Source organism: Paenibacillus konkukensis (genome assembly GCF_023523925.1).
GTDB lineage: Bacteria > Bacillota > Bacilli > Paenibacillales > NBRC-103111 > Paenibacillus_S > Paenibacillus_S doosanensis.
On record NZ_CP027059.1, the window covers coordinates 6,055,822 to 6,071,244 of the forward strand.

Genomic DNA, 15,423 nt, shown 5'->3' on the forward strand with positions numbered 1-15,423 from the left:
TTGTAACGGAAACGAAAGGTAGGATAGTAAATTGAACAGCAAAATATTGAAAACATTGGATTATGCCTCCATTTTATATAAATGCGCCCATCATGCGGCGACCGGCCTCGGCAAAGAACGCGTCGAGCGGCTTGAGCCGAGCGGAGATTTTGAGGAAGTGAAACAAAGACTCAAGGCGACGGACGAAGCGGTCAACGTAAACCGGCTTAAGGGCGGCGCCCCTTTCGGCGGCATTCGCGACATCAAGACGGCGGTGCATCGCGCGCGAATCGGGGGGATGCTGAATCCGGGCGAGCTTTTCGACGTAGCGGGGACCATTCACGGCGGAAGGCGACTGAAACGTTTTTTGCACGATGTGCATGAGGATTATTCCATTCCTTCCTTAATTATGCTGACGGAGCAGATTGAAGAACTGAAGCCGACCGAGGATAAAATCAGGCTGTGCATTGACGATAACGCCCAGGTGGTCGACTCGGCGAGCCCAGAGCTGGCGCGCATCCGCCAGGAGCTGAGAACGAGCGAAACCCGCGCCCGCGACAGGCTGGAGCAGATGGTGCGCACGCCGTCGATCCAGAAGATGCTTCAGGAAAACCTCGTAACGATCCGCAACGATCGTTATGTCATCCCGGTCAAACAAGAATACCGCGGCCATTTCGGCGGCATGATTCACGATCAGTCCGCTTCCGGGGCGACCTTGTTCATCGAGCCGGAGGCGGTTGTGCAGCTGAATAACCGCGTGCGCGAGCTGAAGCTGAAGGAAGAGGCCGAAATTGAGAAAATATTGCGCATGCTGACCGCACTCGTAGCGGAGGTGGCCGACTTGCTGCTCGGCAATATCGACGCCTTGACGGAGCTTGATTTTACCTTCGCCAAAGCGGGACTCGCTCACGAAATGAAAGCGACGCTGCCGATATTGAACGATCGCGGCTTTATTAAAATCAAGCGCGGACGCCACCCGCTCATTCCGGCCGATTCGGTCGTGCCGCTGGATATCGAGCTCGGCAACCGGTATACGACGATTATCGTAACGGGGCCGAATACGGGGGGCAAAACGGTATCGCTAAAAACGATCGGCCTGTTGTCCCTGATGGCGATGTCGGGGTTATTCGTTCCCGCGGAGGAAGGAAGCCAGCTATGCGTATTCGACGCGATCTATGCAGATATCGGGGATGAGCAGAGCATTGAGCAAAGCCTCAGTACGTTCTCCAGCCATATGACCAACATCATCCGCATTCTCCGCGAAATGACGCCGAAGAGTCTGGTGCTTCTCGACGAGCTGGGCGCCGGCACCGACCCGGCCGAGGGCTCCGCGCTTGCGATTTCGCTGCTGGAGTACATTCATAAGATGGGCTGCCGCATCGTGGCGACTACGCATTACAGCGAGCTGAAGGCTTACGCTTTCGACCGCCAAGGCATCATTAACGCCAGCATGGAGTTCGACGTGCAGACGCTCAGCCCGACCTACCGGCTGCTGGTCGGCGTACCGGGGCGAAGCAACGCCTTTGCCATCGCCGAGCGCCTCGGGCTCGCCAAGTCGATTATCGATCACGCCCGCGGGCAGGTGGGTGAGGAGGATCAGCGCGTCGAATCGATGATTGCGACGCTGGAGGAAAACCGTCTGACCGCCGAAGCGGAACGGCAGACGGCGGAACAGCTGCGCCGCGAGGTCGAAAGCTTGCGCAAGAACCTTGCCGCGCAGCAGCAAAAATTCGAGGAGCAGCGCGACAAGCTGTTCGAGAAGGCCGAACGCGAAGCGCAGGAAGCGGTCGCCAAGGCGCGGCGCGAGGCGGACGAGGTTATCGCCGATCTGCGGCGGATGCAGCGCGAAGCCGGCGAGGTGAAGGACCATCACCTGAGCAATGCGAAGCGAAGGCTGAACGAAGCGGTGCCGGAGCTGCGCAAAAAGAAGCTCGGCGGCCAGCCGGCCAAGAAGAAGCCGGAGAAGCTCGGCGCCGGCGACGAGGTGCTCGTGACCAATCTCGGGCAAAAAGGCCACATTGTAGAGATCGTGAGCGATTCGGAGGCTACGGTACAGCTCGGCATCATGAAGATGAAGGTGCAGCTAAACGCTCTGGAGCTGGTCAAGGCGGCTGCGACCGAAGTCAAGAAGCCGCAGCAAGCGGCAGCCAGCCTGAAGCGGACGCGCGACGACAACGCCCGGATGGAACTCGACCTGCGCGGGTCGAATTTGGAGGACTCGCTTATCGAAGTCGACCGTTTTCTGGACGAATCGTATCTTGCCAATTTCGGGCAGGTTTACATTATTCATGGCAAAGGTACCGGAGTGCTGCGCACGGGGATTCAGGAATTTTTGCGCAAACATAAGCATGTCAAAAGCTATCGCATCGGCAATTACAATGAGGGCGGTACCGGGGTGACCGTCGCCGAACTGAAATGACAAATTTTTTTTCATGCGGAATGAAACTCTCGAGAGGGTTGCTCCGTATGTATAAGTGTAAACATCGATGTTACTGTAATCCGATAGCAAAGCTTGTCAAAATAAAACGAACGATTCATGGGAGGAATTTAGTATGGGAATCTTTAAAAGGCTGCGCGACCTGACGATGGCTTCGATCAACGATTTGCTCGACAAAGCGGAAGATCCGGTTAAAATGCTGAATCAGTTCCTGCGCGATATGGAAGAGGATATTAACGAGGCGGAAGTGGCGGTAGCCAAACAGATCGCCGTCGAGAAAAAATTCAAGCAGCAGTACGAAGAAGCGCAAGAGATGGTGCAAAAGCGCGAGGATCAGGCGCTCAAAGCGTTGGAGCAAGGCAACGAAGACTTGGCGCGCCGCGCCCTTCAGGATAAGAAAGAGCATCAAACTCGTTACGATGAGATGAAGAAGCAGTACGACGTTGCCAAAGGCAATGCAGACCGCCTCCGCGATCAGCTGTCGGAAATGAAAGACGAGTTCACCAAGCTGAAGAATAAAAAGGATCTGCTTATCGCTCGCGCCGAAGCGGCTAAAGCACAAAAACAGATCAATCAGGCGATGTCCGGCTTCGGTTCGGATAACGCGGCCAAAGGCTTCGACAGGATGTCCGAGAAAGTGCTGCAAATGGAGGCGGAAGCGGAAGCCAGCAACGAGCTTCGTTCCAAGAGCCGCAGCTTGGACGACGAGCTGGATCAGCTTGGCAAAAACGACGGCGTCGACGACGAGCTGGCTGCGCTGAGAGCCAAACTGGCGGCGAAGAAGCAATCTTAAATTTCGCAATAACTGCAAATGGAACCCCGAGAGACTGCGGCGCTAAGCCACAGTCTCTTCCGGTGTTAACGGCAGCTATCGACGGGGCGTTTTCCCCCTGCCGTAACTTGAAAGGCCTTACATGCAATGGGAGGTGTCGATGAATGAACGACAAGGTGGATATTTTATTAGGTAATCCTTATATTGAAACGCTTGCTTTTTTCTCGGTAGCTATTGTAGCATTGATCGTGTTTCTGGCGATATTCGAAGCGGTGACCAAGTATAAGGATTGGGAAGAGATCAAGAACGGCAATTTATCGGTCGCAATGGCGACGGGAGGCAAAATATTCGGAATTTGCAATTTGTTCCGCTTTGCGATTTTGAATAACGATTCCGTGCTGCATTCGCTGATTTGGGCGGGATACGGATTCATACTGCTGCTGGCGGCGTATTTTATTTTTGAATTTTTGACTCCGTATTTCAAAATCGACGAGCAAATTGCCCGGGATAACAAAGCCGTAGGCTTTTTATCGATGGTTATTTCCGTATCCATTTCTTATGTCATCGGCGCCTGCGTCATTTAAAAAAATGCAGCGTTTGCGGTAATGAATCGGGAGGCTTGCTATGAAATATTTATGGGGCAGTTTGCTTGCCTTGGCGCTTGTGTTTTTCGCCTGGGGCACTTATTATTTTATTAAACATGGCTAGATACATGGTGAATAGCGGCCGTAAACCGCACATAAAAAACGCCGTGCTACTAGAGATCCGAAGCGGAGGAATGTAAGGTGACGCAATCGCATGACCAAGTGTGCCCTTGGTGTCAAACCGAGATTGTGTGGGACCCCGAAATCGGACCGGAGGAAACTTGTCCGCATTGCTTTAACGAGCTCGGAGATTACCGCAGCATCAACTTGACTGTTGAAGACGAGGATTTAGACGAAGAAGCGGAAGAGGATGACGAAGGCGAAGACGAGGGATTCGAGGGCTTTGAAGAAGAATATGAGGATTTTGACGGAATGAACGAATACGAGGAAGGCGTCCAGCGGGTGCTCGATCATCAGGAGGTTACGCCGGAGTGCCCGACCTGCCACAGCTACATGCTGCTGGCGGGAAGCCGTAAAGCGGCTTCCGATTATGCTCCGAACGCTGCGCCGGGCCTGGGGCAGCCGCTGCTGCAGGCGGGATACGGCACCCAGGTATTCGTCTGCCCGTCCTGCTTCAAGGTCGAGCATGTGCTATCCGAGGCTGATCGTATGGCCATGATCGAGCTTTTGAAGCGGCACGGCATGGATGAATAACGATATGCGGCAATGAGAAAAAGGGAATTTCGCAAAGTAGGCGGAATTTCCTTTTTTTGCATTCCCTCATGATTTTCAAGCTAAGGGGAAGCTTAACAAGGACGTCAACATCCTACATAACAGGTGAGTACTTATGCAATCGGGAATCAAGAATTTTCCGCAGAAATGGCTGAGAAGCAAAGAGGAACGGCCGAGCTGGCACTACGGAGGAGAACGTGGCAAGCCGCGGGACGGAGGCAAGCAAGAAGGCCGTCTTCTGGGACAATCCCGGCTCCTGCTGACGGTTCAAGGACTCGTTGCGGCGGCTAACGCCTTGTCGGGTACGTTTGTGAACGTCTATTTATGGAAAGCGAAGCAGGACTTCTCCCTCATCGGCTGGTTCACGCTGATTAATCATGTGGCGATGGCGCTGACCTTTTGGCTTGCCGGCAAATGGGTGAAGGAGCATAACAAAATGAACTGCCTGAGGGCGGGGGTCGCCGTGTCGGCGCTGTTTTATTTGCTTGTGTTGTGGTTCGGCGCCTCGGCGGTGAACTATTATGTGCTTCTGGGCGTCATTCAGGGCATGTCGGCGGGATTTTTCTGGCTTGCCTTCAACGTAGTTTATTTTGAAGTAACCGATCCCGGCAACCGGGACCGCTTTAACGGCTGGGCGGGGCTGCTCGGTTCGGGGGCGGGGATGATCGCTCCATGGATATCCGGTTTTCTGATCGTTCACTTGAAGCAGACGAACGGGTACCGCGTTATTTTTACGATCTCGCTGATCGTATTTGTGATTGGGGTTATTTTTAGCTTTTTTCTAAAAAAAAGAAAATCCGAAGGGAATTACGAGTGGATGCTGACCGTCCGCTGTTTGAGGCAAAAGGAAACGATGTGGCGCACGGTTTCGCTCGGGCTGATCGCTCAAGGCTTTCGCGAAGGCGTCTTCGGCTTCATGATTGCGCTGCTCGTCTACGTTCACACGGGAAACGAGATGAAGCTGGGCAATTTCTCGCTGGTGACCTCCGCCGTTTCCTTGGTCAGCTTCATGATCGCCGGACGGCTGCTGAAGCCGCGATACCGCAAAGCCGCTATGCTGATCGGAGCCGTTATGATAGTGCTGGTTATTGTCCCTTTTTTCTGGAAGGTTAATTTCATGACGCTGCTTATATTCGGAATAGGCGTAGGGCTGTTCTTCCCGCTGTACTCGATTCCGATGACGTCGTCGGTATTCGATTTGATCGGCGGCAATGCCGACAGCGTGCAGCATCGCGAGGAGTACATCGTCATGAGGGAGCTGGCGCTGAACGTCGGACGCATATCGGGGACGGCGGTGTTTATCGTTGTCGTCGCTTTCACCTCGGCGCCGCAGGCGATGAATTGGCTGCTGCTCGGCATCGGCAGCACGCCGCTGGCAGCATGGTTTTTTATGCGCAAAGTCGCGTCCGCCAAGCAGGCTAAAGCAGCCGGAGGAGCTTGACGCTCAGGCTCATGAGGAGCGAAGATCGGGAACCGCCCGCCTTGACAAAACGAGCCATGCCGTTACAATTAAGGACGATAAGTGTGCGGCCAAAGGTGTCGGTACTGCACACGGCGCGGAAGGGAGCGGCAGAAGAGGATGAAGAACAATCGTCTGATGGTAAGCAGCATTACGGAATTGATTGGGGAGACGCCGGCGGTCCGGCTCGGCAGAATGACAGGGGAAAACGACGCCGATGTATACGTAAAGCTCGAATATTTCAACCCGAGCGGCAGCGTCAAGGATCGCGCGGCGTATAACTTGATCCTGCAAGCGGAGAAGGACGGGCTGCTGAAGCCGGGCTCGACGATTATCGAGCCGACCAGCGGCAATACGGGCATCGGACTGGCGATGAATGCCGCCGCCAAAGGCTACAAGGCAATTCTCGTGATGCCGGACAATATGACCAAAGAGCGCATTAACATATTGAAAGCTTACGGGGCGCATGTCGAGCTGACCCCTGCAGAAGAACGGATGCCGGGAGCGATCCGCAGAGCGCTGGAGATGAGAAACGAAATTCCGGACAGCTTCATCCCTCAGCAGTTTGAGAATAAAGCGAACCCGGACATTCACCGGACGACGACGGCGCTCGAAATTATCGAGCAAATGGAAGGCAAGCTCGACGCGTTCGTGGCGACCTCGGGCACGGGAGGGACGATTACCGGCACCGGCGAGGTGCTACGCGAGAAGCTACCCGGCATTCAAATCTACGTAGTGGAGCCGAAGGGTTCGCCCGTTCTGTCGGGAGGCAAGCCGGGCCCGCACAAGCTGGTCGGGACAAGCCCCGGTTTCATTCCGGAAATTCTCAACACGGGCGTATACGATGAAATCATCCAGGTAGCCGATGAGGATGCGATTAGAACGACGCGGGAGCTCGGGAAAATGGAAGGCATTCTTGTAGGCCCTTCCTCCGGCGCTTCGGTATGGACGGCGCTGCAGGTAGCCAAGAAGCTCGGCAAGGGCAAGCGCGTGCTGTGCATTGCTCCGGATACGGGGGAGCGTTATCTGAGCATGGGGATTTTTTCGTAATCGCTTCGTTTCCGCTTGCGGCCATAAGGCATCTCTCTTACGAGGGATGCTTTTTTTCTTAGAAGACGAGCGTGAGCGAAAATAGGTTGAATAAAAATACAAATACATGTATAATTATAGGTAACAAGAATTCAGTGGGAAGGTGATTGGTGTGATTATTGCATTGGAAAATGAACCTCCTGCACAAGGACAATTTGAGGAGCTGTTGGCCACTGTCACGGAGGACGGCATGAATGCCGGTTTATTGTATGAAACGTACTGCCAAAGCCGCTATGTCGTCGCCGCATACGATCAGGGACGGCTTGTCGGGCTTGGCAGGGTAACGGACGAATCGGGGACCTGCGGCGAATATCAAATTACGGTGCTGCAGGATTATCAAAGCCGCGATATCGAAACTTATATGCGCAAACTGTTATCGATGCATCGGCTGTAACGGTGTTAATCATTCATCATATGACGGAAAGCCTGGGAACTTGAAGCGGTTCTCGCAGGCTTTTTTTTGTTCCTGCTTGCCGAGCACCCTTAATTTTATTTTGCAAAAAGTCTGCCATTGGGTGTAATATGAAATAATAAATTGATTGTGTAAGCGGCGCTTGAAAAGACAAGTTTTGCTACGGCAAAACAAAGCTTATGCTTACGAAGATAGTTTTGCTACAGCAAAACTTAAAGCTCATGCTTACGATGACAGTTTTGCCAAAGGCAAAACAAAGCTTATGCTTACGAAGACAGTTTTGCTACAGCAAAACTTAAAGCTCATGCTTACGATGACAGTTTTGCCAAAGGCAAAACTTTTAGGAGGGTTAACCACCGATGGAACAGTTTAAGGTACGAATTATTGAGCTGCTTAAGGAAGATGCGAGAAGGACTCCGGCGCTTATAGCGACGATGCTCGGTTCCTCCGAAGCGGAAGTGACGGAAGCGATCAAACAGCTGGAGGATTCGCATGTCATTATCAAATATGCGCCTATCGTCAATTGGGCGAAGGTGGATAACGAGAAAGTGACCGCTTTGATCGAAGTGCAGATTACGCCGGAGCGCGGCCGCGGATTCGATGCGATTGCGGAGCGCATTTACTTATATCCAGAAGTGAAATCCGTCTACTTAATGTCCGGAGCTTACGATCTTCTCGTGGAAATTGAAGGGAAAACGTTGAAGGAAGTCGCCTCTTTCGTTTCGAATAAACTATCGCCGATCGACCGCGTGCTTTCGACCAAAACGCATTTCATACTTAAGAAATACAAGCAGGACGGCATCACTTTTGAAGACCATGAAGACGATCGCCGTATGTTAATCTCTCCGTGAAGGTGATAAGCGATGATCAAACAACAACAAGGGCAGGATCAAGGAGCTTCCTCCAAATCGATGTCGGGCTATTTGGCCCCTCTTGTAAGAGAGATACCTCCTTCGGGCATCCGCAAATTTTTTGATCTGGTAAGCGCAAGTAAAGATATTATTTCGCTCGGCGTAGGCGAGCCGGATTTTTGCACGCCTTGGCATGTGCGCGAAGCATGCGTCTATTCCCTTGAGCGCGGCAATACGAAGTATACGCCGAACGCCGGCATGCCGGAGCTTCGCGAAGCGATCGGCGAGTACTTGTACGATTCGTTCCAAGTTCCGTACGATCCGGCCGATGAAATATTGGTAACGGTCGGCGGCAGCGAAGCGATCGATCTGGCTCTGCGCGCATTGGTCGTGCCGGGGGATGAGGTGCTCGTTCCCGAGCCTTGCTATATTTCATACTCTCCGATTACCCGGATCGGCGGCGGCATCCCGGTCGGGATAGAGACGTTCGCCAAAGATAATTTTAAGCTGACGCCGGAGGCGCTCAAAGCGAGCATTACGCCGAAATCGAAAGTGCTCATTCTTTGTTACCCAAGCAATCCGACGGGCGGCATTATGACCTATGAGGACTGGCTGCCGATCGCCAAAATTGTGGAAGAGCATGATCTGATCGTCATTTCCGACGAAATTTACGCCGAGCTTACGTATGAGCAAAAACATGTCAGCTTCGCCTCGATTCCCGGTATGCGGGACCGCACGATTTTGGTCAGCGGTTTTTCCAAGGCGTTTGCGATGACCGGTTGGCGAATGGGCTATGCATGCGGACATCGCGATCTGATTTCCGCCATGCTCAAAATCCATCAATATACGGTCATGTGCGCGCCGGCGATGGGGCAGGTGGCTGCGCTTGAAGCTTTGAAAAACGGCATGGAAGAAAAAAATCGCATGGTAGAGTCCTATAACCAGCGGCGCCGCCTTGTGGTGCAGGGCTTTAGAGACATCGGCTTGGAATGCCATGAGCCGCAAGGAGCATTTTACGCCTTCCCATCGGTTGCGTCTACAGGCCTAAGCTCGGAGGAATTCGCGCAGCGTTTGCTCTATGAAGCCAAGGTTGCCGCGGTGCCGGGACAGGTGTTCGGCCTAGGCGGAGAAGGCTTTGTACGCTGCTCCTATGCGACTTCGGTCAATCAGCTGCTTGAAGCAATCGACAGAATAGGGAATTTTATACGAAAATTGTAAATTCGACAAAAAAAGTCATTTCCATCCCAACTAAAAACTGGTATCTTTAATAGTATAGAAGTTTCATATCGTTGATCATTTATGAGACTTCCGAATCTAGAGATAGGCGTTAGGGGGGATGAAGAATGGCCTTTCCGGAATATCAGCTAAGACAGTACATCAATATCGGTTGGATTCGCGAGAATAACCAGCAGCCGAAGTGGATTTTTGGAAGAAAGAAACAGTCTTCTTCTACCGCTTCTTTAGAAGAAGAGATTTATAACCTGCGTCTGAAATTGGAGCAGCTGGTCCAGACCGAGAAGAGTTTGACCTCACCGAATGTTGTGGAGATCAGCATGCTGTTAGATCAAAAAATTAACGAATATATGAACCGTAGCAAGAGGGGCCGTTAGTCGGCTCCTTTTTTGTTTAGGAAATGAAGCGCAGCCATATCCTGTGGAAATCCGGGGTCTCCCCCGAAAGTAAAGTCTACCCATAGAACGATCCCAGAGGAAGGGTTAGACGCCGATCCAGCCTAGGCTGGATGCGGACGGAATAAGCTTCAGAGCATCACGTCACTACCCTGGAAATTACTCTTGGTACCCCATTTCCATTGTCTGTGGTGCCGCGTCGGCGGCATGGATGGCTTTTGGGGGATTTGTTCTTCGTCTTTTTGATAGACCGTCGGCATTTATGATATGATGGAGGGTAGTAACTGCAGAAGCGCGAGGCGTACCGTATGATGACTGTAAGGAGAGGGAACATGAGAGGAAAATTCATGCTAATCATGCTGTTGCTGCTGGTGCTGGCCGGCTGCGGCGGCGGACCGAAGTCGGATGTGCCGATCTTTATGATGGGCGCCAACGGGATTCCGACGGAGGTGGGAGATAAGCTGCAGACTGCGCTGCAGGCGAAGCTCGGACAAGCTCCGACCGTTAACGTGCAGACGGTTCCGATATTTTCGATGGAGAAGCTGATCGTGGAAATTGCTGCCGGAGACAACGGGATCATTGTTGTTCCTATGGAGCAGTTCAAGGCGATAGGGCAGCAGGGCGGATACGTCAGTCTGGACGATGCGGCCAAAGGCGAGGACTACCCGGAGGGCGTGCTCGACCTGCCGGTGGACGGCAAGGAAAGCGGAAAAACCGAGAAGCATCTGTACGGCATTCCGCTAGAGAAAACCAAATGGTTCACGGAGCAGAAATTGAATGGCAAAGACTTGGTCGCCTTCGTGCCGGCCAATGCGAAGAATCAGGATAAAGTGATGCAAGTGATCAAAGTGATTGCCGAGAAGTAAGGATCTAAGGCATAAACATCTTTATAGTATGTATCGAACAGGTGCCTGCCAAGGCCGAGAGCTTTGCAGGTTAAAAGGGAAGCCGGTGCAAGTCCGGCACGGTCCCGCCACTGTATATGGGAGCAAGCGCCTCCGCATGCCACTGTTCTTGGATGCAAGAATGGGAAGGCGAGGCGCTCCATCATGCCCATAAGTCAGGAAACCTGCCTGTTCGATGGAAGACCGGCCTTTCGAGGAAAAAGGGGTGTCGAGCGCATACGGTTCTCGCCTTTCAGGAGAGCCTGATTGCCGTTTGATCAATCGTGAGCCCTCTGGTTTCTCCGGCCGCCCCCGGAGCTCAGAGGGATTTTTCTTGTACGGAAGCAGGAAGCGAGCGCGCGGTAAGCGCGTGAAAATAAATTTGAGGAGCTAACACCGATAATGAAGAAAATCGTACAACGCATATCATCGAAACGTTGGCTGGCGGCAGCTTTGGGACTTGCTTTGCTGCTCGGCGCAGCCGGCTGCGGCGGAACGAACGAGGCGAAACAACCAGCTAAGGGCGAGCTCGTCGACCCTCCCAAGGCGGGGTCAGGGACGCAAGCATCGCCGGCTCCTACCGCCGCTCCGGCGGGCGGGGAGAAGAAGGCGACGGTTTATCCGCTGAAGGTCAAGGATGCGACCGGCAAAGAGTTTACGTTTGAAAAGGCGCCTTCCAAAATTGTTTCCGTTTCCCCGAGCGAGACGGAAACGCTGTTTGCCCTTGGGCTGGGCGACAAGATCGCCGGCGTGTCGGACTTCTGCGACTATCCCGAGGAGGCTAAGCAGAAGCCGAAAATGGGCAGTATCGTGAAGCCGAACGAGGAGGCGCTGATCGCCGCCAACGCCGACCTTGTGCTCTCCGGCGTATCGCTCAAGACGGCGGCCGTGGAGCAGCTGCGCGGGCTAAATATCAATATGTTCAAGGTCGAACCGAAGACGATCGACGATGTGATGAACAATATTTTGATGTTCGGGCAAATTTTCGATAAGCAGGAGCAGGCGGAGAAAGTGGTCGCTTCGATGAAAGCCGAGCGCCAAAAAGTAACGGATGCGGTCAAAGACTTAAAGCCGGAGCAAAAGAAGCGGGTGCTTATGGAGTTTTCCCCGGGCTGGACGGTCGGCAAGGGCGAGTTTCTCGACGAGCTGATCACGCTGGCCGGGGGCATCAACGTCTCCGCGGATATAACCGGTTATGCGCAGCTGAATGAGGAGAAGGTCATAGCGGATAATCCGCAGGTCATTCTGTACCCGAAAAATTTGATCGACGAAAATTCGAAGAAATCGCTGGATCAAATTATTAAGGAGCGCAGCAGCTGGGCTTCAGTGGATGCGATCAAAAACAATCGGCTGGCCGGAGTGGATAAGGACACGACAAGCCGCCCGGGTCCCCGCATTACCGCGGGATTGGTGGAGATAGCCAAAGGCATATATCCGGAATTGGTGAAGTAGTATGAAGCGGAAGCTGACGATGTGGGGAGGAGCGGGCATTCTGCTCCTTTTTCTTTCCGTAACGATAAGCTTGTCCATCGGGACGGTGCATGTGCCGCTGCGGGACGTCTGGGGGATACTCGCTCATCATCTGCCGGTGATCGGCGGTTCGGTGCAGGCGGATTGGCAGCCGGCGGCCGAGCAAATCATCTGGAAGGTGCGGCTTCCGCGCGTTCTGCTCGGCATGCTGGTCGGGGCCGCGCTGGGCATTGCCGGCGCTGCGTTCCAAGGGGTGCTGCGCAATCCGCTCGCCGACCCGTATACGCTGGGAGTATCTTCCGGGGCTTCCGTCGGCGCGGCCTTTCTCATTTTGTTCGGGCTGCAGTTTGCGCTATTCGGCGCCTGGACGGTGCCTGTCGTCGCTTTTGTCACGGGAACGCTTTCGCTCGTCACGGTCATTATATTGGCAAGAACGGACGGGAAGCTCCGAACGGAGACGCTCGTGCTGGCTGGGGTCGTGATGCAGGCGTTTCTGGGGGCGTTCGTCTCACTGATGGTGGCGATGTCCAAGCAGGTCATCAATGAAATCGTATTTTGGCTGATGGGCAGCCTTGCTATGCGGAACTGGTCGTATTCGCTGATTTTGCTGCCGTATTTGACTGCCGGCGCGCTGGTGCTGCTCGGCTTCGGCCGGGCAATGAATTTGTTTGCGCTCGGCGAGCGGCAAGCTTCTTATCTCGGCGTTCACGTGGAGCGGACCAAGCTCATCGCGCTTGCGGCGGCAACGCTAATTACCGCCGCGGCGGTATCTGTATCGGGAGTCGTCGCGTTCGTCGGCCTTATCGTGCCTCATCTGCTGAGGCTTCTGGTCGGTCCGGATTATCGCCTGCTGCTGCCGTTATCTTTGATCGGCGGCGCGTTCTATGTGCTGTGGGCGGATACATTGGCGCGGACGCTGCTTAGTCCAACGGAAATTCCGCTGGGCGTGGTGACGGCGTTTATGGGCGCTCCGTTTTTCGCGTATTTGCTGAAGCGCGGCAAGCGGATGTCCAATTCTTAGTGTACATCGGCATACTTCGATCACAAGGAGGCTAACGAATGGAGACGGGAGCTCGGCAAGAGCTGATTCGGGTGCAGCATGCGGCCATCGCTTATCATGAGCGGCCTGTGCTGGAAGATATCAGCTTCGCGGTTCACACAGGGGAGTGCTTCGGCGTTATCGGGCCGAACGGCAGCGGCAAGTCGACCTTGCTGAAGCTGATCTCCGGCGTGGAGAAGCCCGGTGCGGGCAGCGTGCTGCTGCAGGGCCAAGAGGCGCATACTTACCCGCGCAAGCCGCTGGCGCGCTGGACGGCGGTGCTGCAGCAGGATGCGCTTCCGGCTCTCGGCTTTACGGTGCGGGAGATTATCGCCATGGGGCGCTATCCGTTCCAAAATTGGCTCGGCGACGAAGCCGCGGGAGACGATTCGGAACGGCTGATCGATGCCGTCATCGAGCGGCTGGAGCTTGCGCATTTGCAGCATCGCAGCCTTGACGCGCTAAGCGGCGGGGAGAGGCAGCGGGTGGCGCTCGGCAAGGTGATGGCCCAGCAGCCGAAGCTGCTGCTGCTTGACGAGCCGACGACGTATCTGGATATCGGCTATCAGGTGCAGATGATGGAATGGATTCGGTCATGGCAGCAGGAGAGCGGACTTACCGTCGTCGCCGTGCTGCATGAATTGAACTTGGCGGCGCAATATTGCGACAGGCTTCTTCTGCTGCAGGAAGGGCGCGCGGCCGGGATCGGAAGGCCGGAGGAAGTGATCCGCAGCGAGCTGCTGGAGCAGGTGTACCGGACGCAGCCGATCGTGCTTAAGCATCCGGTAACCGGAGCGCCGCAAATATTGCTGCAGGGAGGCCGGATGCGCGAGCGGGAATGAAGCTTGCAGGCAAGCCCGTTAGTCGGGTGATGCAGCGGCCGGTTGGAGAGCCGGTCAGAAGCCTGTCGGAAGCTGAACAGCGTCAGAGCGGAACACATTCGTGAAAAGGCGCCGACTGACGTTTTACTTAATATGCAAACCATCGGAGAGGGGACAAAAAGCAATGTCCGTATCGTACATAGAACAAATAGCCGGCGAAATTCAGCCGCTGAACCGGAAGGCCGTCGAGGCGGCCGCCCGCCATCTCGATCAGCTGACGAAGCCGCCGGGCAGTTTGGGGCGGCTGGAGGAGGTCGCCAAGCAGCTGGCCGGCATTACGGGAGAGATCGCCCCGGAGCTCGGCAAGAAGGCCGTCGTCGTGATGGCCGGGGATCATGGGGTTTGCGAGGAAGGTGTCAGCGCCTTCCCGGCGGAGGTGACGCCGCAGATGGTACTCAATTTCTTGAACGGAGGAGCAGCGGTCAATGTGCTGTCCCGCCATACCGGGGCCGATGTCGTCTGCGTCGATATCGGCGTCAACAGCGATCTGGAGCATCCGCTGCTGTACTCGCGCAAAGTGCGCAAGGGGACGCGCAATATGGCCAAGGAAGCGGCCATGACGCCGGAGGAGACGGTGCAGGCGATCCGAACCGGCGTGGAGCTGGTGAAGGAACTGGCCGGCAGCGGCTACACGATGTTTGCGACCGGCGAGATGGGAATCGGCAATACGACGGCAAGCTCGGCGCTGCTGGCCGTGCTGACGGGAACCGATATCGGAGTCAGCGTAGGACGCGGAACGGGGATCGACGATGCGAAGCTGCTCCACAAGCAGGCGGTGATCGAGCGGGCTATTGCGGTTAACAAGCCGGATGCGGATAATCCGCTCGATGTGCTCGCGAAGGTGGGAGGACTTGAAATCGCCGGTTTGACAGGGGTTATACTTGGAGCGGCGCTGTACCGCTGTCCGATTGTGATCGACGGCTTTATCTCTTCGGCGGCTGCGCTCGTTGCAAGCCGGATCGCTCCGCTCAGCGCTTCATATATGATCGCCTCGCATTTATCTCAGGAGCAGGGGCATGCCCGCCTGCTGGAAGCGGTGGGACTGTCTCCGATGCTGCGGATGGATATGCGCCTCGGCGAAGGTACGGGAGCCGTTCTGGCCTTCCCGCTGATCGAAGCGGCCGTGAAGATTATGAAGGAAATGGCCACCTTCGCTTCGGCCGGCGTTTCCTCTGCGGATAATCACTAACGGAGGGACGGATAGGG

General features: G+C 54.7%; 16 protein-coding genes and 1 riboswitch. All 16 genes read left to right on the forward strand.

What is annotated here, in order from left to right:
• Positions 1-31 precede the first annotated feature (31 nt).
• The 16 genes from SK3146_RS26335 (at position 32) to cobT (ending at position 15,406) form a co-directional block, all read left to right on the forward strand.
• Positions 32-2,398, forward strand: a complete 2,367-nt coding sequence (locus SK3146_RS26335) for an endonuclease MutS2 (protein WP_249861553.1) — start codon at positions 32-34, stop codon at positions 2,396-2,398.
• Between the two features lie 133 nt (positions 2,399-2,531).
• Complete coding sequence (locus SK3146_RS26340; RefSeq protein WP_249861554.1) at positions 2,532-3,209, forward strand: PspA/IM30 family protein; 678 nt, start codon at positions 2,532-2,534, stop codon at positions 3,207-3,209.
• Positions 3,210-3,352: 143 nt separating this feature from the next.
• Positions 3,353-3,772 carry a DUF350 domain-containing protein gene (locus tag SK3146_RS26345; protein ID WP_249861555.1) on the forward strand — a complete coding sequence of 140 codons (420 nt, stop codon included), beginning with the start codon at positions 3,353-3,355 and terminating at the stop codon, positions 3,770-3,772.
• A gap of 201 nt (positions 3,773-3,973) precedes the next feature.
• Positions 3,974-4,486, forward strand: coding sequence for a hypothetical protein (locus SK3146_RS26350; protein WP_249861556.1), 513 nt, complete (start codon positions 3,974-3,976; stop codon positions 4,484-4,486).
• Positions 4,487-4,619: 133 nt separating this feature from the next.
• Complete coding sequence (locus SK3146_RS26355; protein WP_249861557.1) at positions 4,620-5,945, forward strand: MFS transporter; 1,326 nt, start codon at positions 4,620-4,622, stop codon at positions 5,943-5,945.
• Positions 5,946-6,083: 138 nt separating this feature from the next.
• Positions 6,084-7,013, forward strand: a complete 930-nt coding sequence (gene cysK, locus SK3146_RS26360; protein ID WP_249861558.1) for a cysteine synthase A — start codon at positions 6,084-6,086, stop codon at positions 7,011-7,013.
• A gap of 151 nt (positions 7,014-7,164) precedes the next feature.
• A complete protein-coding gene (locus SK3146_RS26365) occupies positions 7,165-7,446 on the forward strand; it encodes a hypothetical protein (protein ID WP_249861559.1) in 282 nt (93 codons plus the stop codon).
• Between the two features lie 160 nt (positions 7,447-7,606).
• The gene (locus SK3146_RS26370; RefSeq protein ID WP_249861560.1) at positions 7,607-7,837 is read left to right on the forward strand and encodes a hypothetical protein; all 231 of its coding nucleotides are present in this window, start codon (positions 7,607-7,609) and stop codon (positions 7,835-7,837) included.
• Entirely contained in the window at positions 7,824-8,315 is a 492-nt protein-coding gene (locus tag SK3146_RS26375; protein WP_249861561.1) for an Lrp/AsnC family transcriptional regulator, read from the forward strand. The genes SK3146_RS26370 and SK3146_RS26375 overlap by 14 nt, the downstream gene beginning before the upstream one ends.
• Before the next feature lie 12 nt (positions 8,316-8,327).
• Positions 8,328-9,533, forward strand: coding sequence for an aminotransferase class I/II-fold pyridoxal phosphate-dependent enzyme (locus SK3146_RS26380; protein ID WP_283942785.1), 1,206 nt, complete (start codon positions 8,328-8,330; stop codon positions 9,531-9,533).
• Positions 9,534-9,658: 125 nt separating this feature from the next.
• Entirely contained in the window at positions 9,659-9,925 is a 267-nt protein-coding gene (locus SK3146_RS26385) for an aspartyl-phosphate phosphatase Spo0E family protein (protein ID WP_249861562.1), read from the forward strand.
• 365 nt (positions 9,926-10,290) lie between these two features.
• Positions 10,291-10,809, forward strand: a complete 519-nt coding sequence (locus SK3146_RS26390) for a hypothetical protein (RefSeq protein ID WP_249861563.1) — start codon at positions 10,291-10,293, stop codon at positions 10,807-10,809.
• Positions 10,810-10,831: 22 nt separating this feature from the next.
• Positions 10,832-11,034, forward strand: a riboswitch (cobalamin riboswitch).
• Positions 11,035-11,229: 195 nt separating this feature from the next.
• Positions 11,230-12,279: an ABC transporter substrate-binding protein gene (locus SK3146_RS26395; protein ID WP_249861564.1), complete on the forward strand. Its 1,050-nt coding sequence runs from the start codon at positions 11,230-11,232 to the stop codon at positions 12,277-12,279.
• A 1-nt stretch (position 12,280) separates the two neighbouring features.
• The gene (locus tag SK3146_RS26400; protein WP_249861565.1) at positions 12,281-13,318 is read left to right on the forward strand and encodes a FecCD family ABC transporter permease; all 1,038 of its coding nucleotides are present in this window, start codon (positions 12,281-12,283) and stop codon (positions 13,316-13,318) included.
• Positions 13,319-13,356: 38 nt separating this feature from the next.
• On the forward strand, positions 13,357-14,178 hold the full coding sequence (locus tag SK3146_RS26405) for an ABC transporter ATP-binding protein (RefSeq protein ID WP_249861566.1): 822 nt from the start codon (positions 13,357-13,359) through the stop codon (positions 14,176-14,178).
• Between the two features lie 163 nt (positions 14,179-14,341).
• Complete coding sequence (cobT, locus tag SK3146_RS26410; RefSeq protein WP_249861567.1) at positions 14,342-15,406, forward strand: nicotinate-nucleotide--dimethylbenzimidazole phosphoribosyltransferase; 1,065 nt, start codon at positions 14,342-14,344, stop codon at positions 15,404-15,406.
• Positions 15,407-15,423 lie beyond the last annotated feature (17 nt).

Bases quoted from the DNA above. Each gene is read 5' to 3' on its own strand.
- SK3146_RS26380 (WP_283942785.1), top strand. From the start codon at position 8,328: ATGATCAAACAACAACAAGGGCAGGATCAAGGAGCTTCCTCCAAATCG.
- SK3146_RS26340 (WP_249861554.1), top strand. From the start codon at position 2,532: ATGGGAATCTTTAAAAGGCTGCGCGACCTGACGATGGCTTCGATCAAC.
- SK3146_RS26355 (WP_249861557.1), top strand. From the start codon at position 4,620: ATGCAATCGGGAATCAAGAATTTTCCGCAGAAATGGCTGAGAAGCAAA.
- SK3146_RS26405 (WP_249861566.1), top strand. From the start codon at position 13,357: ATGGAGACGGGAGCTCGGCAAGAGCTGATTCGGGTGCAGCATGCGGCC.
- SK3146_RS26395 (WP_249861564.1), top strand. From the start codon at position 11,230: ATGAAGAAAATCGTACAACGCATATCATCGAAACGTTGGCTGGCGGCA.
- cysK (WP_249861558.1), top strand. From the start codon at position 6,084: ATGAAGAACAATCGTCTGATGGTAAGCAGCATTACGGAATTGATTGGG.
- SK3146_RS26345 (WP_249861555.1), top strand. From the start codon at position 3,353: ATGAACGACAAGGTGGATATTTTATTAGGTAATCCTTATATTGAAACG.
- SK3146_RS26400 (WP_249861565.1), top strand. From the start codon at position 12,281: ATGAAGCGGAAGCTGACGATGTGGGGAGGAGCGGGCATTCTGCTCCTT.
- SK3146_RS26390 (WP_249861563.1), top strand. From the start codon at position 10,291: ATGCTAATCATGCTGTTGCTGCTGGTGCTGGCCGGCTGCGGCGGCGGA.
- cobT (WP_249861567.1), top strand. From the start codon at position 14,342: ATGTCCGTATCGTACATAGAACAAATAGCCGGCGAAATTCAGCCGCTG.
- SK3146_RS26385 (WP_249861562.1), top strand. From the start codon at position 9,659: ATGGCCTTTCCGGAATATCAGCTAAGACAGTACATCAATATCGGTTGG.
- SK3146_RS26375 (WP_249861561.1), top strand. From the start codon at position 7,824: ATGGAACAGTTTAAGGTACGAATTATTGAGCTGCTTAAGGAAGATGCG.